A 23,347-nucleotide genomic window follows, 5' to 3' on the forward strand; every position below is an offset into this window, starting at 1 on the left:
CGGTCACACTCCGAATGGGTCATCCGCCCTCACCACCGCAGGCCGTCCCGCACCACGCTTCTGGTCTGCACGCCACCCCCCTTCGAGAGGCGACCATGACCGACCCCGTGAGCCGCACGATCCTGCTGCTGGACATCGAGAGGTTCAGCCACCGGGACGACGTGGAGCAGGCCTATCTGCGGCGCATGCTCTACGACATCACCGACCGCGCGCTGCAGACCGCGGGCATCGACGAGACGCGGCGGATGCGTGCCGACCGCGGGGACTCCGTGATGGAGCTCATCGACGCCAACGCCCCGGTCACGGCACTGCTGCGGGCGCTGCTCACGGAGGTCCCGGCGCAGCTGCGGGCGGTCAACCGCATGGCGTCCCGGTCGGCGCAGATCCGGCTGCGCGGGGTCGTCGCCACCGGCTACGTCGCCGTCGACCAGCACGACGGCTGGGTCGGCTCCGACCTGAACCACGCCTGCCGGCTGCTGGACGCCGACGTACTGCGGGACGCCCTGCGCGAGCGGTCGGACGACTTCGCGCTGTGCGTCTCGGACGCGCTGTACACGGGAGTCGTACGGCACGACCACCCGGGCATCCCGGCCGACGGCTTCCACCCGGTGGAGGTGTCGAGCAAGAACGGCCCGCTGCGGGCCTGGCTGTACGGACCGGTGCCCTCCGGGGCGGCCGGCGAAGACCACGGTGACACGGGGGCGGGGGAGGCGCCGGGCGGATCGGGGGACCGCCCGGCGCCGCGGGTTCCTCCGCAGGCGGCCCCCGCGCAGGACCGCCCGGCGCCGGCCGGATCAGGGGGAGCACCGGCGCCGGGCCCCGTCTTCAACGGGACCGTCTCGTTCGGCGGCGGCTACTTCGGCGGCGACCAGAACATCAGTGGCGACCAGCACAACTACACCGGCGGCCCGCGTCCGAAGCGCGGTGACCGCGGATGACACAGGAAGCGGAACACTCCGGCCCCGCGTCCGGGGGCGGCGGCGACCAGCAGTCCGGCGAGGCGGCGGCCGCCGACCGGACCGCGGCGGGGGCGGCGGGCGAGGAGTCGGAGGAACGCGACCAGCCCCAGAACGCCTGGGCGGCGCAGCGCGACCTGATCGACCACAGCCCCAGAACCATGCGGATCGGGTCCCGGGCCCGGTTCGGCGGCAGCTACTTCGGTGGCGACCAGAACATCGGCGGCGACCAGCACAACGTCACCGGCGACGTGTTCATGGGCGGCAAGACGGAGATCCACCAGTGGTCCCTCGCGGGCCACTCCCTGTCCGCCGCCACCTCCGGCGAGGTCCCGCAGCGCCACCTGGACCGGCTGGCGGACTCCTTCGTCGCCGACGAGGAGACCGTCGAGAACCTGCTGGTCCGGCTGCGCCGCGACCGCGTCCTCGTCCTGTCCGGCGCCCGTTTCACCGGCCGGCACACGGCGGCCCTGATGCTGCTGCGCCGGCTCGGCGCCACACCCGTACACATCCTGGACCGCGACAGCGCGACACCGAGCGCCCTCGCCGACGGCATCACCGCACCGGCCGACTCACAGAACAGCGAGTCGCAGGTCCGCGGCTACGTCCTGTGCGACCTGGCCACCCGGCGCGGCAGCCCGCTGCGCGAACCGCACCTGCTCGCCGCCCGGAGCCGGCTCGCCGAGCAGGACGCGTACCTGGTGGTCACGGTCGGCCTCACCGCCGTACTGGAGGACGTGCCGTGCGTGGTGTGGCAGCCGCCGGCCGCCGCCGAGGTGCTCGCCGCGCATCTGCGCACCCACACCGGCGAGGAGACCGCGGCCGAGCTGCTGGAACTCCCGGCGGTCGCCGAGTTCCTCGGTCGCAGCCACCAGCTGCGCGAGATCGCCTCCTTCGCCGACCGGCTCGGCAAGTACGCCGCCGGGGAGGCGACCGAGGACGACGTCACCGGCTTCTCGCGGGAGTCGCTGGAGAACCAGGTCCAGGAGTGGTTCGAGGAGGACGAAGCCTCCATCCACCTGCGCGACAAGGCGTTCCTCGTCGCGCTGGCCGCCTTCGACGGCGGCCCGTACGCCCTCACCGCCGAGCTCAGCGACCTGCTGTTCCGCTTCCTGCTCAAGACCGAGAACTCCGCCCGGGTCCCCGAGGTCCCCGTCTTCGGCACGCACATCGGCAAGCGGCTGCAACTGGCCCGCGCCGAGAAGTACGAGGACGAGGAGCACACCGAGTGGGGCCCGGTCACCCAGCAGAAGGCGAGGTTCGTCGACGAGCGGGCCCCCCTGGTCCTGCTGCGCGAGGTGTGGACCGGCCATCCGTCCGCCCGGCCCGCGCTCGTCGAGTGGCTGCGCCGGCTCGCCGACGACGGGCGCCCCCTGGTCCGTACCCGCGCCGCGTCCACCGTCGCCGTCCTCGCCCGCACCGACCTGCCCTCCGCGATGGCCCTGGTCATCGAGCCGTGGGCGACGTCCAACCTCTTCCGGCACCGGCTCGTCGCGGTCAACTCCCTCACGCTCGCCCACGTCATCGGCACCCCCAACGTCCCGCGCATCCTCGACGGCTGGTCGCAGAGCGAGGACCGGCGGCTGCGCTGGGTGGCGGCCCGGGCGTACGCGCTGATCGGCCCGGAGCTGCCCGAGCAGGCGCTCGCCGCACTGCGCGACGCCGCCCGCCGCCTCTACGACGATCTCGACGACCCGGACGACTTCGACCTGGAGATGGTGCGGGAGCTCTCCGCCGCCGTGGCGCTGCTGCTGCTCTCCCCCGCGCACGACCAGGTCCTCGCCGAGCTGCGCCGGCACCTCGACGACGACCTCGCGGTGCACTCCCTGACGCTGGGCGGCTTCATCAGCGCCTGCCGCCGCCAGGAGGAGGAGAACGACCGCGCCAGCCGGCCCCTGGTCCTCACCTGGTACGCCGACGCGGCCACCGGGGGCCAGGAGGCGGCGCACGGCATCCCCTTCCTGTGGCGTGCGGTGCTCGGCGACCGCGACACCACCGGGTCCGCGCTCGATGTACTGGCCGACTGGGTGCTGATCGCCGACCGGTCCGAGGCCACCGAGTGGGCACTGGCCGCGCTGCTGCCGCAGCTCGTCACCACGCCGACCGAGTACCAGCGGCTGAGCCATCTGCTGCGGACCATGCCCGGTGCGGACGGCGCGCCCCGGCCGCGCGTGGCCGACCGCCTGCTGACCACGCTCCCACCCCGCTGACGGTACGTCCCAGAGGAGTCAGACCCCATGCCCACCTTCAACCGCCAGCCCGAGTGGCAGCAGCCGGCCGACCGGCACACCCAGCTGGTCGACCCGGTGCTCACCGTGCGGCAGCTGTCGCGCTTCGAGCTCTCGCTCAAGCACGTCGTCCGCATCGACCACGCCCTGGTCTTCGCCACCCCCAAGGGCGGCTACGAGGCCTATCTGCCGCCCCGGCGCCCGACGCGCGGCGAGATCGCGTCCCATCGGTACACGGCCGTGTACGAGGTGGACATGGGCGTTCACCCCTTCACCGGCACGCTCACCTTCCCCAGCGACAACGACGCGTTCGAGTTCACGGCCGACGTGGACCTCTCCTGGCAGGTGCTCGACCCGGCGAGATTCGTGGCGAGCGGCCACCGGGACGTACCCAAGCTGCTGCTCGGCACGCTCCAGCAGGTGGCCCGCCCGGTCACCCGCCGCTTCGCGATCGCCGACAGCGCGGCGGCCGAGGAGGAACTGCTGCGGACCCTGCTCCCGCTGGACCCGCTCGGCGCGACCGCGGGACTCCAAGTCACCTGGACCCTGCGGGTCAAGCGCGACCAGGCCAACATCGAGCACCAGCAGCGGCTCCAGTCGATCGACCACTCGGCCACCGAGCAGATCCGCGTGGCCCAGCGTGGCACCGAGGTCGACACCGAGGCCGACCGCCGCTACCGGCACCAGGACCAGCTCCAGCTCGACCGCGCCATGGCCTACGGCAGACAGCACCAGGAACTCGCCCTCCAGCAGCAGGCATGGGAGCACCAGCTCGCCATCCAGCGGGGGCAGCAACTGCTGGAGATGCAGCAGCTGGAGGCCCAGAAGATCGCCTACTACCAGTGGCATCTCCAGCAGGGCGGCGTCCAGGCCTGGGCCCTGCACCTGGCCCAGCACCCCGAGGACACCGGTCTCGTCATGCACACCATGCGCGAGGACCAACTCCGCATGGTGCAGGCCCAGATGGACCTGGTGAAGGAGCTGCTGAACGGCGAGAACGCCGAGAAGTTCGAACTGGAGGGTCCCAAGCAGCTGGCCCTACGCACGGTCAGCGACGTCCTCAACCAACGCCTGCCGGGGGTACAGCACAACCCGCCTCTGCTCCCACAGGCGACCGGCAGCGAGCCGGGGTACGGGCATCCGGGGGCGGGCGAGCACCAGACCGCTGGGGCTGCCATGCCCGTCGCCCCTGGCCAGGCCCCGGACGGCACGACGACGGCGGTCGGGCAGAGCCCGGGCGTCCACGACTCCTTCCCACCGGACCAGCAAACACCCACCGACGGTGTTCCCGGCGCCCCTGGGCCATCCGCGCACCGCGCACCTCCGACGACGGGGCCGAACGCAACGGCAACCGGCCTCGCACCGGACGGCAACGGCTCGTACGCCCCACACCAACAAAGCGCCACCAACGGTTCTCCTGGCGCCCCCGGGCCATCCGCGGGCCCCACCTCTCCGACCACCGGGCCGAACGCAACGGCAACCGGCCTCGCACCGGACGGCAACGGCTCGTACCCCGCGCCCCAGCCCCCGCCGGGCACGTTCATCGGCGGCCCCTACCCCGGCGGGCCGTATCCTTCCGCCCCGGGCACCCCGTATCCCCCCGTGACACCCACGCCGACCGTGCCGTACGCAGGCCCCACAGGTACGCCGCACCCCGCCCCTCCCGGCGCGGGCACACCGCCGTACACGCCATCACCGACTCCGTACGCTCCGCCCTCTGCGCCCGGCAATCCCGGCACAGCATCCGCACCGGGCGCCCCTTACTCGCCCTACCCCGGCACTTTCACCCCGCCGCCCCCGACCGGCGCTGCTCCCGGCACAGCAACCGCGGCGGGCGCTCCCTACTCGCCCCACCCCGGCGCCCTCACTCCCCCGCCCTCACCATCAATGCCGCCCAGCACGTCCCAGGCCTGGCAGCCCCCGCCCGGTTACGGCAGCACCCCGACCGCGCCGCCGACACAGCACGCCGCCGAAACGCCGGCCCCGGCCATCCCGGGCCAGCAGACCGCGGAGTACCCCGCCCCGAACGACACCCCAGCCGCACCGCACACCTCGGACGACGCTCCAGTCGGCCCGACCGCCTCGCGCGACACCCCAGCCGCACCGCACACCTCGCGCGACACCCCAACCGGCCCGACCGCCTCCGCCGACGCACCCGCCACGTCCGGCACCCCCAAACCCCCGGAGGCCGACGGCCGATGACGACGCTCGACCCGACGCCCACCCCGACGCCCGGAAGCGCCCGCACGCCAGGCACCGGCCCAGGCACCGTCGGCACAGCCCGCGCAAAGCTGTGCGAGCGCCTCCTCACCGACCTGCGGAGCGAGATCGCCCGTGCCGACAGCAAGGCGGCCGTACTCGTCGCCGCGCTCGGAATGACCGCCGGCGTGTTCAGCGGGCTGCTCGCCGGGCGGAACTGGACCCCGGCCGAACTCTCCGCGCCGGGCACCGCCCTGTGGTGGGCCGGGATCTCCTCCCTCGCCCTGTCCCTGTTCGCGCTGCTCCTGGCCGTCCTGCCCCGCTACCGCTCCGGGAGGTGGGCGCCGGGGCAGCCCCTGTCCTACTTCGGCGACATCCAGAAGGCCGTCCGCATGGGTCGGCTGGACACCGCACTCGCCGACACCGAGCGCGACCCCACGGCCGGTCTGACCACGGCGCTCACCGAGACCAGCCGGATAGCCGCGCGCAAACACCAGTGGATCCGTACCGGTCTGATCGCCTTCTGCACCGGCACGCTCCTCCTGCCCGCTTCCCTGCTGACCGGCTGACCGCCGTCCCCGCCAACCGAAGGAACCACCGTGACCCAGCCACCACCCGCCCCACAGGAGCACCCCGAGCCCGAGCCCCCTGCACAGCCGCAGCCCTCGGTCCCCCCGCAGTACCCCCAGCAGACCCCGCCACAGCCGACGTACACCCAGCCCCCGCATATCCCCAGCCCCCGCAGTACCCCACCACCGCACAGCCCCCGGAGTACCCCACAGCCATTCCCCCGACCGCACCCCCGACCTACCCGTACGCCCAGACCGCCGCCACACCGCCCACCATCCCGCCGCAGTACCCCCAGTCACCCCCGCAACCACAGACACCACAGACACCACCCGCCCCGACGAACGACTCCACCGACCCAAACCACCCGCACCACATCAACACCGACCGCGGCCGCGTACACATCTCCAGCCAGCAGCGCCACACCGACGCCACCGCCGTCGGCAATCTCCTGCTCTACCTGCCGAACTTCCTGTGCAGCCTGTTCGTCGTCGGCCTGGTCTCCCTCTTCTTCGGCGACTTCGCCTTCCTGGTGATCCTGGCCTGGCTCGCCAGCGGCGCATTCGTGTTCCACCGCCCCGCCGAAAGCGCCCTCGCGCGCCATCTGCTCCGTTTGCGCTACCCCACGCCGCCAGAACGAGCCAAACTTGAACCGGTCTGGCGTGAGGTCACGGCCCGGGCCGGCGTCGAGGGCCGCAATTACGAGCTGTGGGTGGAGGACAGCGACGGCCTGAACGCGGTCGCCGCGGCCGGCCACATCGTCGGCGTCACCCGTTTCGCCATGAACGAGCTGCCCAACGGCGAACTGGCCGCCGTCATGGCGCACGAGCTGGGCCACCACGTCGGCGGTCACGCCTGGTCCTCGCTGCTCGGCCACTGGTACGCCCAGCCCGGCCGGCTCGCCTGGCGGGTGCTACGCGGCGTGACCGGCGTGATGTACAAGGTCTCGCGCGCCTTCTCCTGCTTCGGCGTGGTGTTCTTCGCCCTGTTCGTCGGCGGCATCGCCCTGGCGACGGTCAGCTCGCTGTACGGCCTGCCACTGCTGGTCCTGGGCATGCCGTACGCGCTCGCCGCCGTCGGCCGCCGCGCCGAGCTGCGCGCCGACCAGCACGCGGCCGCGCTGGGCTTCGCGCCGATGCTCGCCGCCGTCCTGGGCAAGCTGCATCAGCAGGAACAACAGGGCAAGGCGGCGCTCGCCGCCCTCAACGGCGGCGTCCCGGTCGAGGAGAGCCCGCTCAGCAAGCTGCTGTCCTCGCACCCGGACTACTACACCCGGCTGCACCACCTCCAGCCGTACCTCCAGTCGCAGCGTCACTGAAGTCCCACTGAGGTCTGCTGAAGTCTTCGGGTACGCCGAAGGGCGGCCACCCCACGGGGTGACCGCCCTTCAGTGCTTCGTGCTACAGACGCACGCCTTACTGGTTGTACGGACCGTAGTCGTAGTCCTCCAGCGGAACGGCCTGGCCGGAGCCCGTGCCGAACGGCGAGTAGTCGATGTCGTCGTAGCCGACGGCCGAGTACATCGCGGCCTTGGCCTCCTCGGTCGGCTCGACCCGGATGTTGCGGTAGCGGGACAGACCCGTACCGGCCGGGATGAGCTTACCGATGATGACGTTCTCCTTGAGGCCGATCAGGGAGTCGGACTTGGCGTTGATCGCCGCGTCCGTCAGAACCCTGGTCGTCTCCTGGAAGGACGCCGCCGACAGCCAGGACTCCGTGGCCAGCGAGGCCTTGGTGATACCCATGAGCTGCGGACGACCGGAGGCCGGGTGACCGCCCTCCTGGACCACACGACGGTTCTCCTGCTCGAACTTCGAGCGCTCGACCAGCTCACCGGGCAGCAACTCGGCGTCGCCGGACTCGATGATCGTCACGCGGCGCAGCATCTGCCGGATGATGATCTCGATGTGCTTGTCGTGGATCGACACACCCTGCGAGTTGTAGACCTTCTGGACCTCGCCGACCAGGTGGACCTGGACGGCACGCTGACCCAGGATGCGCAGCACGTCGTGCGGGTTGGTGGCACCCACGGTGAGCTTCTGGCCCACCTCGACGTGATCGCCCTCGCTGACCAGGAGCCGGGCACGCTTCGAGATCGGGAACGCCGTCTCGTCGCTGCCGTCGTCCGGGGTGACGACGATCTTCTTGGTCTTCTCGGTCTCCTCGATCCGGACGCGGCCCTGGGCCTCGGAGATCGGGGCGACACCCTTCGGCGTACGAGCCTCGAAGAGCTCGACGACACGGGGCAGACCCTGGGTGATGTCGTCACCGGCCACACCACCGGTGTGGAAGGTACGCATCGTCAGCTGGGTACCGGGCTCACCGATGGACTGGGCGGCGATGATGCCGACCGCCTCACCGATGTCGACCAGCTTGCCGGTGGCCAGCGAACGGCCGTAGCACATCGCGCAGGTGCCGACGTGGGACTCGCAGGTCAGGATCGAACGCGTCTTGACCTCCTCGACCCCGTGGTGCACGAGCTGGTCGATGAGCACGTCGCCCAGGTCCACGTTGGCCGGCGCGATCACCTTGCCGTCGATGACGACGTCCTCGGCGAGCATGCGGGCGTAGACGCTGGTCTCGACGTCCTCCGCCTTGCGCAGGACACCGTCGGCGCCGCGCGAGGCGATCCGCAGCTTCAGACCGCGCTCGGTGCCGCAGTCCTCCTCGCGGATGATGACGTCCTGCGAGACGTCCACCAGACGACGGGTCAGGTAACCCGAGTCGGCGGTACGCAGGGCGGTGTCCGCCAGACCCTTACGGGCACCGTGCGTGGAGATGAAGTACTCCAGCACGGACAGGCCCTCACGGAACGACGCCTTGATCGGACGCGGGATCGTCTCGTTCTTCGCGTTCGACACCAGACCACGCATACCGGCGATCTGACGCATCTGCATCATGTTGCCTCGTGCACCCGAGTTCACCATCATGAAGATCGGGTTGGTCTTCGGGAAGTTCTCGTTCATGGCCTCGGCGACCTCGTTGGTCGCCTTGGTCCAGATCGCGATGAGTTCCTGCGTGCGCTCGTCCTTGGTGATCAGACCGCGCTCGTACTGCTTCTGGACCTTCTCGTCCTGCGCCTCGTAGCCGCGGACGATCTCCTTCTTCGCCTCGGGAACGACGACGTCGGAGATGGCGACGGTGACGCCGGAACGGGTGGCCCAGTAGAAGCCGGACGCCTTCAGGTTGTCGAGCGTCGCCGCCACGATGACCTTCGGGTACCGCTCGGCGAGGTCGTTGACGATCTCGGAGAGCTGCTTCTTGCCGACCTCGTAGTCGACGAACGGGTAGTCCTCGGGCAGCAGCTCGTTGAAGAGCGCGCGGCCCAGGGTCGTCCGCAGACGGAACGAGTCACCGTTCTGCCACTCCGGCTCGCCCTCCTCCTGCGCCGGCGGAGTCCAGCCGCGCGGCGGGATGGTGCCCACCGGGAAGCGGATGTCCACGCTCGACTGCAGCGAGAGCTCACCGGCGTCGAACGCCATGATCGCCTCGGCGACGGAGGAGAAGGAGCGCTCCTCGCCCTTGACGTTCCGCATCTCGCCGTCGGTGGTGAGGAAGAACAGACCGAGGACCATGTCCTGGGTCGGCATCGTCACCGGACGGCCGTCGGCGGGCTTGAGGATGTTGTTCGAGGACAGCATCAGGATGCGGGCCTCGGCCTGCGCCTCCGCGGACAGCGGCAGGTGCACGGCCATCTGGTCACCGTCGAAGTCCGCGTTGAACGCGGTGCAGACGAGCGGGTGGATCTGGATGGCCTTGCCCTCGACCAGCTGCGGCTCGAAGGCCTGGATGCCGAGGCGGTGCAGGGTGGGCGCACGGTTCAGCAGCACCGGGTGCTCGGCGATGACCTCTTCGAGGACGTCGTACACGACGGTGCGGCCGCGCTCCACCATGCGCTTGGCGCTCTTGATGTTCTGCGCGTGGTTGAGGTCCACGAGCCGCTTCATCACGAACGGCTTGAAGAGTTCCAGCGCCATCGCCTTCGGCAGACCGCACTGGTGCAGCTTCAGCTGCGGACCGACGACGATCACGGAACGCGCGGAGTAGTCCACACGCTTACCGAGCAGGTTCTGGCGGAAGCGGCCCTGCTTACCCTTCAGCATGTCGCTGAGGGACTTCAGCGGGCGGTTACCGGGACCGGTGACCGGACGGCCACGACGGCCGTTGTCGAACAGCGCGTCGACGGCCTCCTGGAGCATGCGCTTCTCGTTGTTCACGATGATCTCGGGCGCGCCGAGGTCGAGAAGCCGCTTCAGTCGGTTGTTCCGGTTGATCACACGGCGGTACAGGTCGTTCAGGTCGGAGGTCGCGAAGCGGCCACCGTCCAGCTGCACCATCGGGCGAAGGTCCGGCGGGATGACCGGGACGCAGTCGAGGACCATGCCCTTGGGGCTGTTGGAGGTCTGCAGGAAGGCAGACACGACCTTCAGCCGCTTCAGCGCGCGGGTCTTCTTCTGGCCCTTGCCGGTACGGATGATCTCGCGGAGGCGCTCGGCCTCCTCGTCGAGGTCGAAGGACTCCAGGCGCTTCTGCAGCGCCGCGGCACCCATCGAACCGTCGAAGTACGTGCCGAAGCGGTCACGCAGCTCGCGGTAGAGCAGCTCGTCGCCCTCGAGGTCCTGGACCTTGAGGTTCTTGAACCGGGTCCACACCTCGTCGAGACGGTCGATCTCGCGCTGCGCACGGTCACGCAGCTGCTTCATCTCACGCTCGGCGCCCTCACGGACCTTCCGGCGTACGTCGGCCTTGGCGCCCTCGGCCTCGAGCTCGGCCAGGTCGGTCTCGAGCTTCTTGGCGCGGGCCTCCAGGTCGGCGTCCCGGCGGTTCTCGATCTGCTGCCGCTCGACGGAGACGTGCGCCTCCAGGGAGGGCAGGTCGCGGGTGCGGCGCTCCTCGTCGACGTACGTGATCATGTACGCCGCGAAGTAGATGACCTTCTCCAGGTCCTTCGGGGCGAGGTCGAGCAGGTAACCCAGCCGCGACGGAACGCCCTTGAAGTACCAGATGTGCGTGACGGGCGCGGCGAGCTCGATGTGGCCCATCCGCTCACGGCGCACCTTGGCACGCGTGACCTCGACGCCACAGCGCTCACAGATGATGCCCTTGAAGCGGACGCGCTTGTACTTGCCGCAGTAGCACTCCCAGTCCCGGGTCGGACCGAAGATCTTCTCGCAGAAGAGTCCGTCCTTCTCGGGCTTGAGCGTGCGGTAGTTGATCGTCTCGGGCTTCTTGACCTCGCCGTGGCTCCACTGACGGATGTCGTCAGCGGTAGCCAGACCGATCCGGAGCTCGTCGAAGAAGTTGACGTCGAGCACTATGCGTCAATCCCTCTCAGGGTTGTAAGTCATGGGGTCTGATACGGGGGTCCTGGGGCCGGAGGCCTTCATGACGAAGGCCTCCGAACTCCCGTCAGACCTCTTCGACGCTGCTCGGCTCGCGCCGGGACAGGTCGATGCCAAGCTCCTCCGCAGCGCGGAAGACATCCTCGTCGGTGTCACGCATCTCGATGGACATACCGTCGCTGGACAGCACCTCCACGTTCAGGCAGAGAGACTGCATCTCCTTGATGAGCACCTTGAAGGACTCGGGGATGCCGGGCTCGGGGATGTTCTCGCCCTTGACGATGGCCTCGTAGACCTTCACGCGGCCGGTGACGTCGTCGGACTTGATGGTCAGCAGCTCCTGGAGGGCGTACGCGGCGCCGTATGCCTCCAGCGCCCACACCTCCATCTCACCGAAGCGCTGGCCACCGAACTGGGCCTTACCACCCAGCGGCTGCTGGGTGATCATCGAGTACGGGCCGGTCGAGCGGGCGTGCAGCTTGTCGTCGACCAGGTGGTGCAGCTTCAGGATGTACATGTAGCCGACCGAGATCGGCTCCGGGAACGGCTCGCCGGAGCGGCCGTCGAACAGAGGCGCCTTACCGGTGGGGAGCACCATGCGCTCGCCGTCGCGGTTCGGGATGGTGTGCTGCAGCAGACCCGCGAGCTCGTCCTCGCGCGCACCGTCGAAGACGGGGGTCGCGACGTTGGTGCCCGCGTCGACCCGGTCGGCGTCGATGGCCTGCAGGCGCTGCGCCCAGTCGTCCGCGAGGCCGGAGACGTCCCAGCCGCGGCTGGCGAGCCAGCCGAGGTGGATCTCCAGAACCTGTCCCGGGTTCATTCGGGACGGCACACCCAGCGGGTTCAGGATGATGTCGACCGGAGTTCCGTCCTCGAGGAACGGCATGTCCTCGATGGGCAGGATCTTCGAGATGACGCCCTTGTTGCCGTGCCGACCGGCGAGCTTGTCACCGTCGGTGATCTTGCGCTTCTGCGCCACGTACACGCGCACCAGCTGGTTCACACCGGGGGGGAGCTCGTCGCCCTCCTCGCGGTCGAAGACGCGGACGCCGATGACCTTGCCGGTCTCGCCGTGCGGCACCTTCAGCGAGGTGTCACGGACCTCACGGGCCTTCTCACCGAAGATCGCGCGCAGCAGGCGCTCCTCGGGCGTCAGCTCGGTCTCACCCTTCGGCGTGACCTTGCCGACCAGGATGTCGCCGGCGATGACCTCGGCACCGATGCGGATGATGCCGCGCTCGTCGAGGTCGGCGAGGACCTCCTCGGAGACGTTCGGGATGTCCCGGGTGATCTCCTCGGGGCCGAGCTTGGTGTCACGGGCGTCGACCTCGTGCTCCTCGATGTGGATCGAGGAGAGGACGTCGTCCTGCACGAGGCGCTGCGACAGGATGATCGCGTCCTCGTAGTTGTGACCCTCCCACGGCATGAACGCCACGAGCAGGTTCTTGCCCAGCGCCATCTCGCCGTTCTCGGTGGCCGGACCGTCGGCGAGGACCTGGCCCTCGATGATCCGGTCGCCCTCGTTGACGATGACCTTCTGGTTGACCGAGGTGCCCTGGTTGGAGCGGGCGAACTTGGCCAGGCGGTACGTGATGTACGTGCCGTCGTCGTTGGCGGTGGTGATGTAGTCCGCGGAGACCTCCTGGACCACACCCGCCTTCTCGGCCTTGACCACGTCACCGGCGTCGGCGGCGGAGCGGTACTCCATGCCGGTGCCGACGAGCGGGGCCTCGGACTTGATCAGCGGCACGGCCTGACGCATCATGTTCGCGCCCATGAGGGCACGGTTGGCGTCGTCGTGCTCAAGGAACGGGATCATGGCGGTCGCGACCGACACCATCTGGCGCGGCGAGACGTCCATGTAGTCGACGTCCGTGCCGGGCACGTAGTCGACCTCGCCGCCACGGCGGCGGACCAGCACGCGGGACTCGGCGAACTGGAACTCGTCCGTCAGCGGCGCGTTGGCCTGCGCGATGACGAAGCGGTCCTCCTCGTCGGCGGTCAGGTAGTCGACGTCGTCGGTGACGACACCGTCGACGACCTTGCGGTACGGCGTCTCGATGAAGCCGAACGCGTTGACCCGGCCGTAGGAGGCCAGCGAGCCGATCAGACCGATGTTCGGGCCTTCCGGCGTCTCGATCGGGCACATCCGGCCGTAGTGCGAGGGGTGCACGTCACGGACCTCGAAGCCGGCCCGCTCACGGGACAGACCACCCGGGCCGAGCGCGTTGAGACGACGCTTGTGCGTCAGACCCGACAGCGGGTTGTTCTGGTCCATGAACTGGGACAGCTGGCTGGTGCCGAAGAACTCCTTGATGGAGGCGACGACCGGCCGGATGTTGATCAGGGTCTGCGGCGTGATCGCCTCGACGTCCTGGGTGGTCATGCGCTCACGCACGACGCGCTCCATACGGGCGAGACCCGTACGGACCTGGTTCTGGATCAGCTCGCCGACGCTGCGGATACGACGGTTGCCGAAGTGGTCGATGTCGTCGGTCTCGACCATGATCGAGCGACCGGACTCACCGACCGTCTCGGCCTCACCGGCGTGCAGCTTCACCAGGTACTTGATGGTGGCGATGATGTCGTCGGTGGTGAGCACACCGGCGTCCAGCGGCTCGTCCGCGCCGAGCTTCTTGTTCACCTTGTAGCGGCCGACCTTCGCGAGGTCGTAGCGCTTCGGGTTGAAGTAGAGGTTCTCGAGCAGCGTCTGCGCCGCCTCGCGCGTCGGCGGCTCGCCCGGACGCAGCTTGCGGTAGATGTCGAGCAGCGCGTCGTCCTGGCCCTGGGTGTGGTCCTTCTCCAGGGTGGCGCGCATGGACTCGTACTCGCCGAACTCCTCGAGGATCTGCTCGGTGGTCCAGCCGAGAGCCTTGAGCAGGACGGTGACGGACTGCTTGCGCTTGCGGTCGATGCGCACACCGACCATGTCGCGCTTGTCGATCTCCATCTCCAGCCAGGCACCCCGGGACGGGATGATCTTGGCGGAGAAGATGTCCTTGTCAGACGTCTTGTCGATGGAGGAGTCGAAGTAGACACCCGGCGAACGGACCAGCTGCGACACCACGACACGCTCGGTGCCGTTGATGACGAAGGTGCCCTTGTTGGTCATGAGCGGGAAGTCACCCATGAAGACCGTCTGGGACTTGATCTCGCCGGTCTCGTTGTTCGTGAACTCGGCCGTCACGAAGAGCGGAGCCGCGTACGTGAAGTCGCGCTCCTTGCACTCGTCGATGCTGTTCTTCGGGGGCTCGAAACGGTGGTCGCGGAACGTCAGCGACATCGACCCGGAGAAGTCCTCGATCGGAGAGATCTCCTCGAAGATCTCCTCCAGACCGGACTTGGTGGGGACGTCCTGACCGGACTCCAGAGCCGCCTCGACCCGACTCTGCCAGGCGGTGTTGCCGAGCAGCCAGTCAAAGCTCTCGGTCTGCAGCGCGAGCAGGTTGGGAACCTCGAGGGGCTCCTTGATCTTTGCAAAGGAGATGCGCAGCGGGGCGGTGCTGGCGCCGTTGTTCGTATTCGCGGTCGAGGCAGTGCGCGAGGCGGCCAAGAGGGGGTCCTTCCGAGGGCTCGGACTCACTACGCGCGTACCGGCCCCTCACCGGGACACCGAGACAGGGGGTTCCTTCTCCAGCCAGAGAATGGCCAGGTCAGGGACGGTCCAGTCATCGGTGCTCAAGCGAGGGCATGCCCCTGGTGACGGGCAGGGGACAGCTAACAGGCAGCGCAAAGGGTCAGTGTAGCCACTCGGCACACTGATGTCCAGTGCGGGTTCTTTGAGACCCTCGTTGTTCTCGACACCTGCGCAAGCCCACGCCCTCAATGCACGTTGATACTGCCCTCTTCGTCGCCGATCCATGCCTCGGATTCGGATCCTTGTGGCGACGCGTCCTGAGAATTGCGCGCTGCGTGCAGTTCGTCAAGGCCCCCCATACCCAAACCGGCTGCCGCCATCGTCACTTTCGGCGTATGCCAGGGGCGCCTCGGAGACACGACGAAGATCACCATACTCCGCGCGTCCCTCGGTGCAAGGCAGCCGCCGCCGGGCGCCCCGGAACGCCGAAGAGCGACCACCCGGATGGATGATCGCTCTTCGGTGCGTTCGCGTTACAGCCCCTCTACAAGGGCTGCGCCACATGCGAGTCCGTGCGGACCCGCGAGGTGTTACTTGACCTCGACGGAGGCGCCGGCGCCCTTGAGGGACTCGGCGGCCTTCTCGGCGGCGTCCTTGGCGACCTTCTCGAGGACGGGCTTCGGGGCGCCGTCCACGAGGTCCTTGGCCTCCTTCAGACCCAGGGAGGTCAGCTCACGCACGACCTTGATGACCTGGATCTTCTTGTCGCCCGCACCGGTGAGGATGACGTCGAACTCGTCCTTCTCCTCCTCGGCCTCGGCGGCGCCACCAGCGGCACCACCGGCGACGACGACCGGCGCGGCAGCGGCGGCGGTGACGTCGAACTTCTCCTCGAACGCCTTCACGAACTCGGAGAGCTCGATGAGGGTCATCTCCTCGAACTGCGCGAGCAGGTCTTCCTGGCTGAGCTTCGCCATGATGGGCGATCCTTCCACTTATTCGGCAGGTGCCGGGATGTACATGTCTGGCGGGCGTACGTTGGCCCGCTACGACCTCCGCCTCAGGCGGCGGCGGTCATTTCGCGAGCCGAATTACTCGGCACCGCCCTGCTCGTCCTGCTTGGCGCGAAGAGCGTCCACGGTGCGGACGAGCTTCGACGGCAGCGCCTGGAAGACAGAGGCAGCCTGGGACTGCTTGCCCTTCATGGCACCGGCCAGCTTGGAGAGCAGAACCTCGCGGGACTCGAGGTCCGCAAGCTTCTTGATGTCGTCGGCGGACAGCGCCTTGCCGTCAAGGACACCGCCCTTGATGACGAGGTTCGGGTTGTCCTTGGCGAAGTCACGAAGACCCTTCGCCGACTCCACCGGGTCACCGGTGACGAAGGCAACTGCCGTCGGACCGTTGAACAGGTCGTCGAGCGTAGAGATCCCGGCCTCGTTGGCCGCAATCTTGGTCAGCGTGTTCTTCACCACGGCGTACTGGGCGTTCTCACCGAGCGAACGACGCAGCGTCTTGAGCTGCGCCACGGTGAGACCCCGGTACTCGGTCAGCACGGCGGCGTTCGAGCTGCGGAACTGCTCCGCGAGCTCGGCCACCGCGGCAGCCTTGTCGGGCCTTGCCATAGAGCGTCGGCCTCCTTCCGGGTGATGAGGACCGCTCGGAAGGGGCTGGGGAAAACGAAACGCCCCGGCGCAGGCGCACGGGGCGTAGCTCGACCGGGCTTTCACAGCTAGAGCAGTGAACTCCGGGAGCACATCCACAGTCACCTGCGCGGGTCGTCCGCCATTCAGCGGATCCTTCGGCCACCGAACCCTCTTGCGAGCGCACGGCAACGACCAGCGGTCTTTGGCTTCTGTAGGAGACTACGGGACCGGATCGCCGACAGGCAAATCGGCTTCCGGTGGCTCAGGAGGTGCCGCCAAGGCCGCCGTCCCGCTTCAGCAGGTTCCTGAAGTCCTCGGTGTCGCCGGCCGGGGGTTTCCGGGCGGAGGCCCGCACGCCGTAGTCGCTGTAGTACGCGGTCTGGGTGAGCTCGCCCGTCGCCATCTCGCCCTTCTCGACCTTCTTGACCAGCAGGTCCCGGTCGTTGACCCAGATGTCGACCGTCTGGGTGGTGACGCCGGCCTGGGTGAGCTGTTCCCGCAGGTCGGCGAGGCGGTTCTGGTCGAGGTCGGAGTTCTCGGCGGTGAGATCGGCCACGTCCACGGTGCCGGAGTAGTGCGTGGTGCGCTCGCCGCGCACCCGCTCCTCGCCGATCCTCCGTACGTCCCCGGAGGCGAGCAGGAGGTTCACCGACTGGTTCGGGGTGGTGTTGCGCATCTGGTCCTTGAGGTAGGCGCCGGAGCCGCCGCCGAGGTCCTCGAGGTCGTCGTACGCGTACCGGATCCAGTGCTTGCCGTCCGTCTTCTCGGCGAAGGCGTCGCCCATCCTGGCGTAGTACGCGTCGGGCAGATAGCGGGCCTCCATCGATGTGGTGCCGAGCCGACGCATGGTGTCGGCCATGGTGCCGCCGGTGTAGGTGATGGTGAGAGTGCCGGCGATGCCGTCCGCCCAGGAGAGGGTGCCGTCGGCGGTCATGGACATCAGCGAACCCATGGCGGTGGTGGACTCGACGCGGGCGGAGTCGGCCCGGTCCGTGGACCGCTCGGCCGTGCGCAGGGCCGCCAGGGCCCGCAGATGCGTGGCGCTCCTGCCGGGGCTCTCCGGGGAGCCGGACGAGGTACAGGCTGCTGCTCCGGTCAGGACGGTCGCCAGCGCGGTCGCCAGGGCCGTACTGCGCACGCTCGCGCTCTTCAGTCGTCCCACGTGTTGCCCCCCGATGCATCCCCGTGTCTGCACGCTAGCAAGGGAACGGGCCCCGCACCTCGGAAGGTGCGGGGCCCGTGACCGGTTGGGTGAGCCTCAGGCTCAGACCGCGGCCGGGTCCTCCTCGACGAGGAGGTTGCGGGTGCGGTTCGGGTCGAGCGGGATGCCGGGGCCCATCGTGGTGGTGATGGCGGCCTTCTTGATGTAGCGGCCCTTGGCGGCGGACGGCTTCAGACGGAGGATCTCCTCCAGCGCGGCGCCGTAGTTCTCCACCAGCTTGGTGTCGTCGAAGGACGCCTTGCCGATGATGAAGTGCAGGTTCGAGTGCTTGTCGACGCGGAACTCGATCTTGCCGCCCTTGATCTCGGTCACGGCCTTGACCACGTCCGGGGTCACGGTGCCGGTCTTCGGGTTCGGCATCAGACCACGGGGGCCGAGGACACGGCCGAGGCGGCCGACCTTGCCCATGAGGTCCGGGGTGGCGACGACGGCGTCGAAGTCCAGACGGCCCTTCGACACCTCGTCGATGAGCTCGTCGGAGCCGACGATGTCGGCGCCCGCGGCGAGCGCGGCCTCGGCACGGTCACCGGTCGCGAAGACCAGGACCCGGGCGGTCTTACCGGTGCCGTGCGGGAGGTTCACGGTGCCACGGACCATCTGGTCGGCCTTACGCGGGTCGACACCCAGACGGAAGGCGACCTCGACGGTGCCGTCGAACTTGGTCACGGAGGTCTCCTTGGCGAGACGGACGGCCTCGAGCGGGGCGTAGAGCTTGTCCCGGTCGATCTTGGCGTCCGCAGCGCGGAGAGTCTTGCTGCGCTTGCTCACTACTGCTCCTGTGTGTTCTGAAGGAGTCGTGGTGCGGGCCGAGCAGGCCCTTCCACGGTGGTTCTACGAGGTGGAGGTCAGCCCTCGACCGTGACGCCCATGGACCGGGCGGTACCCGCGATGATCTTCGCGGCGGCGTCCAGGTCGTTGGCGTTGAGGTCGGGCATCTTCGTGGTGGCGATCTCGCGGACCTGCGCCTCGGTGATCTTGGCGACCTTGGTCTTGTGCGGCTCGCCGGAGCCCTTCTCGATGCCCGCGGCCTTGAGGATCATCTTCGCGGCCGGCGGCGTCTTGGTGACGAAGGTGAAGGAGCGGTCCTCGTAGACCGTGATCTCCACCGGGATGACCCAGCCACGCTGCGACTCGGTCGCGGCGTTGTAGGCCTTGCAGAACTCCATGATGTTGACGCCGTGCTGACCCAGCGCGGGGCCGACCGGCGGAGCCGGGTTGGCGGCACCGGCCTGGATCTGGAGCTTGATGAGCCCCGTGACCTTCTTCTTCTTGGGAGGCATTGCTCTCCGGGTCCTTTCGATTCGGGTCCTGCCCGCGCTCGGGAAGCCACCCGGACGCAGGCATACCGCACAACGATAACGGGTATGACTGTGCGGCCAAAAACCGCGCAGGTCAGACCGGCTACGAGAGCCCGCCTGACCTGCGCGGAAGCGGTACGTCCAGAAGGAACTAGTTCTTCTGGATCTGGTCGAAGCTCAGCTCGACCGGGGTCTCGCGGCCGAAGATCTCGACGAGGCCCTTGACCTTCTTCGAGTCGGCGTTGATCTCGTTGATGGTCGCCTGCAGCGTGGCGAACGGGCCGTCGGTGACGGTGACCGAGTCGCCGACCTCGAAGTCCAGTACCTGGACCTCGACCTTGCGCTGCGGAGCGGGCTTGCCCTCGGCTTCGGCGGCCTCGCGGGCGGCCTTCTCCTCGGCCTCCGGGGCGAGCATCTTGACGATCTCGTCCAGAGTCAGCGGGTAGGGGTCGTAGGCGTTGCCCACGAAGCCGGTGACGCCGGGGGTGTTGCGGACGACACCCCAGGACTCGTTCGTCAGGTCCATGCGCACGAGGACATAGCCGGGGAGCTTGTTCTGACGGATGGTCTTGCGGTCGCCGTTCTTGATCTGGACGACCTCTTCCTGCGGCACCTCGGCCTGGAAGATGTAGTCCTCGACGTTCAGCGAGACGGCGCGCTGCTCGAGGTTGGTCTTCACGCGGTTCTCGTAACCGGCGTAGGTGTGGATGACGTACCACTCGCCGGGCAGGGTCCGCAGTTCCTCGCGCAGGGCGGCGACAGGGTCGACCGGCTCGGCGGGCTCTTCCTCGGCCTCTTCTTCGACCTCGGCGTCGGTCTCGACGTCCTCGTCCTCGACGTGCACGGCGGCTTCCTCGGCGGGCTCGCCCGCTTCGGCGTCGGCAGCCTCGACCTCGTCCAGGTCCTCGTCCGCGCCCTCGACGATGTCGAGCTCGTCTTCCACGGACTCGACGTCCTGCCCGTGTGGCTCGACGGCGTCGTTCAGGTTCTGGTCAGACACGGTGGCTGCTTCTTCCTGGATACATGGGGGTGGAACATGCGAAAGGGGCGCCGGTAACCACGGCGCCCTTCGCTCTTTGCTCAGCCGAAGACGTACTTCGCGGCGTGGTCGAGCCCATAGTCAATCACGGTCACCAGGCCGATCATGATGACGACGAAGATGATCACCACGGTCGTGTACGTCGTCAGCTGGTTGCGTGTGGGCCAGACGACTTTGCGGAGTTCCGCGACGATCTGGCGGTAGAAGAGCGCAAGCCGCTTCAACGGGCCCTTCTTGGCACGCTTGCCGCCCTTGCGGGTCTTCTTGTTGGACTCCGGCGCCTCGTCCTGGGCATCAGGCATGTCGATGGAGCCCACGGCGTCCGTCACTCGTCCTCACCTGATTCCGGGTCATGGCCGTGCCGCGCCCGGTCTGAGCCGCACGGCGGTGCATTTCTGTACGTACATGCGCACACATCCTGGCGTAAGGAGTGTGTAGCAGGGCCGGAGGGACTTGAACCCCCAACCGCTGGTTTTGGAGACCAGTGCTCTACCAATTGAGCTACGACCCTTTGTGTGTTCCCCAACGTACCGCATCCGGACGGGTGCTCGGTGTGCACCGTGCGAGTGCGGGCTGCTGAAGGCCAACGAGGTGAGAGTGTACGTGTTCTGGGGCGCCTCGTCGAACAGAAAGTGCCCGTAGGGGCTTTGAATGCGGAAGATCGCCCAGCGTGGCGGCCGGATCCGGACGGTTGTTCAGTCGTTGTTCAGTCCGTGAAACCCGCGTGCCGGGCAGGTTTCCGGTCTGAAACGATGGGCTCATGAGCGCTGCAACCCCTCCCACCGAGCGCCGGGTCTCCGCCCGAGTCGGCGCGATCTCCGAGTCCGCCACCCTCGCCGTGGACGCCAAGGCCAAGGCCCTCAAGGCCGCCGGGCGTCCGGTGATCGGCTTCGGCGCCGGCGAGCCCGACTTCCCGACCCCGGACTACATCGTCGAGGCCGCCATTGAGGCCTGCAAGAACCCGAAGTACCACCGCTACACGCCGGCCGGCGGTCTGCCCGAGCTGAAGGCCGCGATCGCCGCCAAGACGCTGCGCGATTCCGGCTACGAGCCCGACGTCTCGCAGATCCTGGTCACCAACGGCGGCAAGCAGGCGATCTACGAGGCGTTCGCCGCGATCCTCGACCCGGGCGACGAGGTCATCGTCCCGGCGCCGTACTGGACGACGTACCCGGAGTCGATCCGGCTGGCCGGCGGTGTCCCGGTCGAGGTCGTCGCGGACGAGACGACCGGTTACCGCGTCTCGGTCGAGCAGCTCGAGGCCGCCCGCACGGAGAAGACGAAGGTCGTCCTGTTCGTGTCGCCGTCGAACCCGACCGGCGCCGTCTACACCGAGGCCCAGACCGAGGAGATCGGCCGCTGGGCCGTCGAGCACGGCCTGTGGGTGATGACCGACGAGATCTACGAGCACCTGGTCTACGGCGCCGCGGCCTCCGTGTCGCTGCCGGCGCTGCTGCCCGAGCTGCGCGACAAGTGCATCGTGGTCAACGGTGTCGCCAAGACGTACGCCATGACGGGCTGGCGGGTCGGCTGGATCATCGGCCCGAAGGACGTGGTGAAGGCCGCGACGAACCTCCAGTCGCACGCCACGTCGAACGTCTCGAACGTCGCCCAGGTGGCCGCCCTCGCCGCCGTCTCCGGTGATCTGGACGCGGTCGCGACGATGCGCGAGGCCTTCGACCGGCGCCGCAAGACGATCGTGCGGATGCTGAACGAGATCGACGGCGTGGTCTGCCCGGAGCCCGAGGGCGCCTTCTACGCGTACCCGTCGGTGAAGGCCCTGCTGGGCAAGGAGATCCGCGGCAAGCGCCCGCAGAACTCGGTCGAGCTGGCCGCGCTGATCCTGGAGGAGGCCGAGGTCGCGGTGGTCCCGGGCGAGGCCTTCGGTACGCCGGGGTATCTGCGGCTGTCGTACGCCCTGGGTGACGAGGACCTCGTCGAGGGCGTGAGCCGCATCCAGAAGCTCCTGGCGGAGGCGCGGGACTGAGGTGTACGGCGCACAAGCGGGCCTCCGGTCGAGCCGGGGGCCCGCTTGTGCGTTCAGACACACGCTCGTTCGGTGAACTCGCTGCCTGGTTCAGGATTCCTACGGCAGGATCCTCGAGTGACTCCGCCCCCACGGGGCTTCCCGCTCGGCTGACGCCCAGCGGCGGACAAGCCCTGTCCGGCACCTTTCGGCACGGAGCGGAGCCTAGCGCATACGGAGAGTTGATGGAGACGGTTCGAAACGTCCAGGTGCTGCCCAAGGCCCATCTGCACCTGCACTTCACCGGGTCGATGCGGCCCACCACCGTGCTGGAACTGGCCGACAAGTACGGCGTGCGCCTGCCCGAGGCGCTGACGGAAGCACTGACCAGCGGGGAGCCGCCGAAGCTGCGGGCGACGGACGAGCGCGGCTGGTTCCGCTTCCAGCGCCTGTACGACGCCGCCCGGTCCTGCCTGCAGCGGCCGGAGGACATCCAGCGACTGGTCAGAGAGGCCGCGGAGGAGGATCTGAGGGACGGCTCGGGCTGGCTGGAGATCCAGGTGGACCCGACGTCGTACGCGCCCCGCCTGGGCGGTCTGATCCCGGCCCTGGAGATCATCCTGGACGCGGTGGAGACGACCTCCCGGGACACCGGCCTGGGCATGCGGGTCCTGGTGGCGGCGAACCGTATGAAGCACCCGCTGGACGCCCGTACGCTGGCCCGCCTGGCGGTGCGGTACGCGGACCGCGGCGTGGTGGGCTTCGGCCTCTCCAACGACGAACGCCGGGGCATGGCGAGGGACTTCGACCGGGCGTTCGCGATCGCGCGGGACGGCGGCCTGCTCTCAGCCCCGCACGGCGGCGAGCTGACGGGCCCGTCGTCGGTACGTGACTGCCTGGACGACCTGCACGCGAACCGGCTCGGGCACGGCGTCCGCTCGGCGGAGGACCCGCGCCTGCTGAAGCGGCTGGCGGAGCGGGGCGTGACCTGCGAGGTGTGCCCGGCGTCGAACGTGGCCCTCGGCGTCTACGAGAAGCCCGAGGACGTCCCCCTGCGCACCCTGTTCGAGGCGGGCGTCCCGATGGCCCTGGGCGCCGACGACCCCCTGCTCTTCGGCTCCCGTCTGGCGGCCCAGTACGAGATCGCCCGCCACCACCACGCCTTCACGGACGAGGACCTGGCGGAACTGGCACGGCAGTCGGTACGGGGTTCGGCGGCACCGGAGGACACGAAGGCGAAGCTGCTGGCGGGGGTGGACGACTGGCTGGCGTAGAGCGCAGGTCGGCGACTCGCGCCGATGTCGCCCACG

At 68.8% G+C, this 23,347-nt stretch carries 17 protein-coding genes and 1 tRNA gene; 7 read left to right on the forward strand and 11 right to left on the reverse strand.

Annotated elements, in window-relative coordinates; genetic code table 11:
• Window positions 1-95: 95 nt before the first annotated feature.
• From AQJ91_RS11030 to AQJ91_RS11050, 5 genes are read left to right on the forward strand one after another with little or no spacing between them, the layout of a single operon-like run.
• Window positions 96-938: a hypothetical protein gene (locus AQJ91_RS11030; RefSeq protein ID WP_067019015.1), complete on the forward strand. Its 843-nt coding sequence runs from the start codon at window positions 96-98 to the stop codon at window positions 936-938.
• Window positions 935-3,166 (forward strand): hypothetical protein, encoded by a 2,232-nt coding sequence (locus tag AQJ91_RS11035; protein ID WP_067019018.1) that lies wholly within the window; start codon window positions 935-937, stop codon window positions 3,164-3,166. The genes AQJ91_RS11030 and AQJ91_RS11035 overlap by 4 nt, the downstream gene beginning before the upstream one ends.
• A gap of 27 nt (window positions 3,167-3,193) precedes the next feature.
• Window positions 3,194-5,386, forward strand: coding sequence for a hypothetical protein (locus tag AQJ91_RS54385; protein ID WP_199847900.1), 2,193 nt, complete (start codon window positions 3,194-3,196; stop codon window positions 5,384-5,386).
• Complete coding sequence (locus AQJ91_RS11045) at window positions 5,383-5,952, forward strand: Pycsar system effector family protein (protein ID WP_067019020.1); 570 nt, start codon at window positions 5,383-5,385, stop codon at window positions 5,950-5,952. Before AQJ91_RS54385 ends, AQJ91_RS11045 begins: the two co-directional genes overlap by 4 nt.
• Window positions 5,880-7,268, forward strand: coding sequence for a M48 family metalloprotease (locus AQJ91_RS11050; RefSeq protein ID WP_234382032.1), 1,389 nt, complete (start codon window positions 5,880-5,882; stop codon window positions 7,266-7,268). Before AQJ91_RS11045 ends, AQJ91_RS11050 begins: the two co-directional genes overlap by 73 nt.
• Before the next feature lie 97 nt (window positions 7,269-7,365).
• On the opposite strand, the gene AQJ91_RS11055 is transcribed toward AQJ91_RS11050, so the two are convergent.
• The 11 genes from AQJ91_RS11055 to AQJ91_RS11100 all read right to left on the reverse strand — a co-directional run bounded on the left by AQJ91_RS11055 (window position 7,366) and on the right by AQJ91_RS11100 (window position 20,582).
• Window positions 7,366-11,265 carry a DNA-directed RNA polymerase subunit beta' gene (locus AQJ91_RS11055; protein WP_067019022.1) on the reverse strand — a complete coding sequence of 1,300 codons (3,900 nt, stop codon included), beginning with the start codon at window positions 11,263-11,265 and terminating at the stop codon, window positions 7,366-7,368.
• A gap of 94 nt (window positions 11,266-11,359) precedes the next feature.
• On the reverse strand, window positions 11,360-14,845 hold the full coding sequence (rpoB, locus tag AQJ91_RS11060) for a DNA-directed RNA polymerase subunit beta (RefSeq protein ID WP_067019024.1): 3,486 nt from the start codon (window positions 14,843-14,845) through the stop codon (window positions 11,360-11,362).
• A gap of 269 nt (window positions 14,846-15,114) precedes the next feature.
• Complete coding sequence (locus tag AQJ91_RS53470; protein ID WP_159054529.1) at window positions 15,115-15,303, reverse strand: hypothetical protein; 189 nt, start codon at window positions 15,301-15,303, stop codon at window positions 15,115-15,117.
• 156 nt (window positions 15,304-15,459) lie between these two features.
• Window positions 15,460-15,846, reverse strand: coding sequence for a 50S ribosomal protein L7/L12 (gene rplL, locus AQJ91_RS11065; RefSeq protein ID WP_067019026.1), 387 nt, complete (start codon window positions 15,844-15,846; stop codon window positions 15,460-15,462).
• A 114-nt stretch (window positions 15,847-15,960) separates the two neighbouring features.
• A complete protein-coding gene (gene rplJ / locus AQJ91_RS11070) occupies window positions 15,961-16,491 on the reverse strand; it encodes a 50S ribosomal protein L10 (RefSeq protein WP_067019028.1) in 531 nt (176 codons plus the stop codon).
• Window positions 16,492-16,774: 283 nt separating this feature from the next.
• Window positions 16,775-17,665: an SCO4651 family lipoprotein gene (locus AQJ91_RS11075; RefSeq protein ID WP_067019461.1), complete on the reverse strand. Its 891-nt coding sequence runs from the start codon at window positions 17,663-17,665 to the stop codon at window positions 16,775-16,777.
• Between the two features lie 111 nt (window positions 17,666-17,776).
• Window positions 17,777-18,502 (reverse strand): 50S ribosomal protein L1, encoded by a 726-nt coding sequence (rplA, locus tag AQJ91_RS11080; RefSeq protein WP_067019030.1) that lies wholly within the window; start codon window positions 18,500-18,502, stop codon window positions 17,777-17,779.
• Between the two features lie 77 nt (window positions 18,503-18,579).
• On the reverse strand, window positions 18,580-19,014 hold the full coding sequence (rplK, locus tag AQJ91_RS11085) for a 50S ribosomal protein L11 (RefSeq protein WP_033528316.1): 435 nt from the start codon (window positions 19,012-19,014) through the stop codon (window positions 18,580-18,582).
• A gap of 169 nt (window positions 19,015-19,183) precedes the next feature.
• Window positions 19,184-20,032 (reverse strand): transcription termination/antitermination protein NusG, encoded by an 849-nt coding sequence (nusG, locus tag AQJ91_RS11090; protein ID WP_067019033.1) that lies wholly within the window; start codon window positions 20,030-20,032, stop codon window positions 19,184-19,186.
• 80 nt (window positions 20,033-20,112) lie between these two features.
• Window positions 20,113-20,400: a preprotein translocase subunit SecE gene (secE, locus tag AQJ91_RS11095; RefSeq protein ID WP_067019035.1), complete on the reverse strand. Its 288-nt coding sequence runs from the start codon at window positions 20,398-20,400 to the stop codon at window positions 20,113-20,115.
• 109 nt (window positions 20,401-20,509) lie between these two features.
• A tRNA-Trp gene (locus AQJ91_RS11100) sits at window positions 20,510-20,582 on the reverse strand.
• Window positions 20,583-20,831: 249 nt separating this feature from the next.
• Here AQJ91_RS11100 and AQJ91_RS11105 point away from each other — a divergent pair.
• The gene (locus tag AQJ91_RS11105; protein WP_067019037.1) at window positions 20,832-22,058 is read left to right on the forward strand and encodes a pyridoxal phosphate-dependent aminotransferase; all 1,227 of its coding nucleotides are present in this window, start codon (window positions 20,832-20,834) and stop codon (window positions 22,056-22,058) included.
• A gap of 224 nt (window positions 22,059-22,282) precedes the next feature.
• Window positions 22,283-23,311 carry an adenosine deaminase gene (locus AQJ91_RS11110; RefSeq protein ID WP_067019039.1) on the forward strand — a complete coding sequence of 343 codons (1,029 nt, stop codon included), beginning with the start codon at window positions 22,283-22,285 and terminating at the stop codon, window positions 23,309-23,311.
• Window positions 23,312-23,347: the final 36 nt, after the last annotated feature.

It is taken from the genome of Streptomyces dysideae (genome assembly GCF_001514305.1).
In the GTDB taxonomy this organism is placed as follows: Bacteria; Actinomycetota; Actinomycetes; order Streptomycetales; family Streptomycetaceae; genus Streptomyces; species Streptomyces dysideae.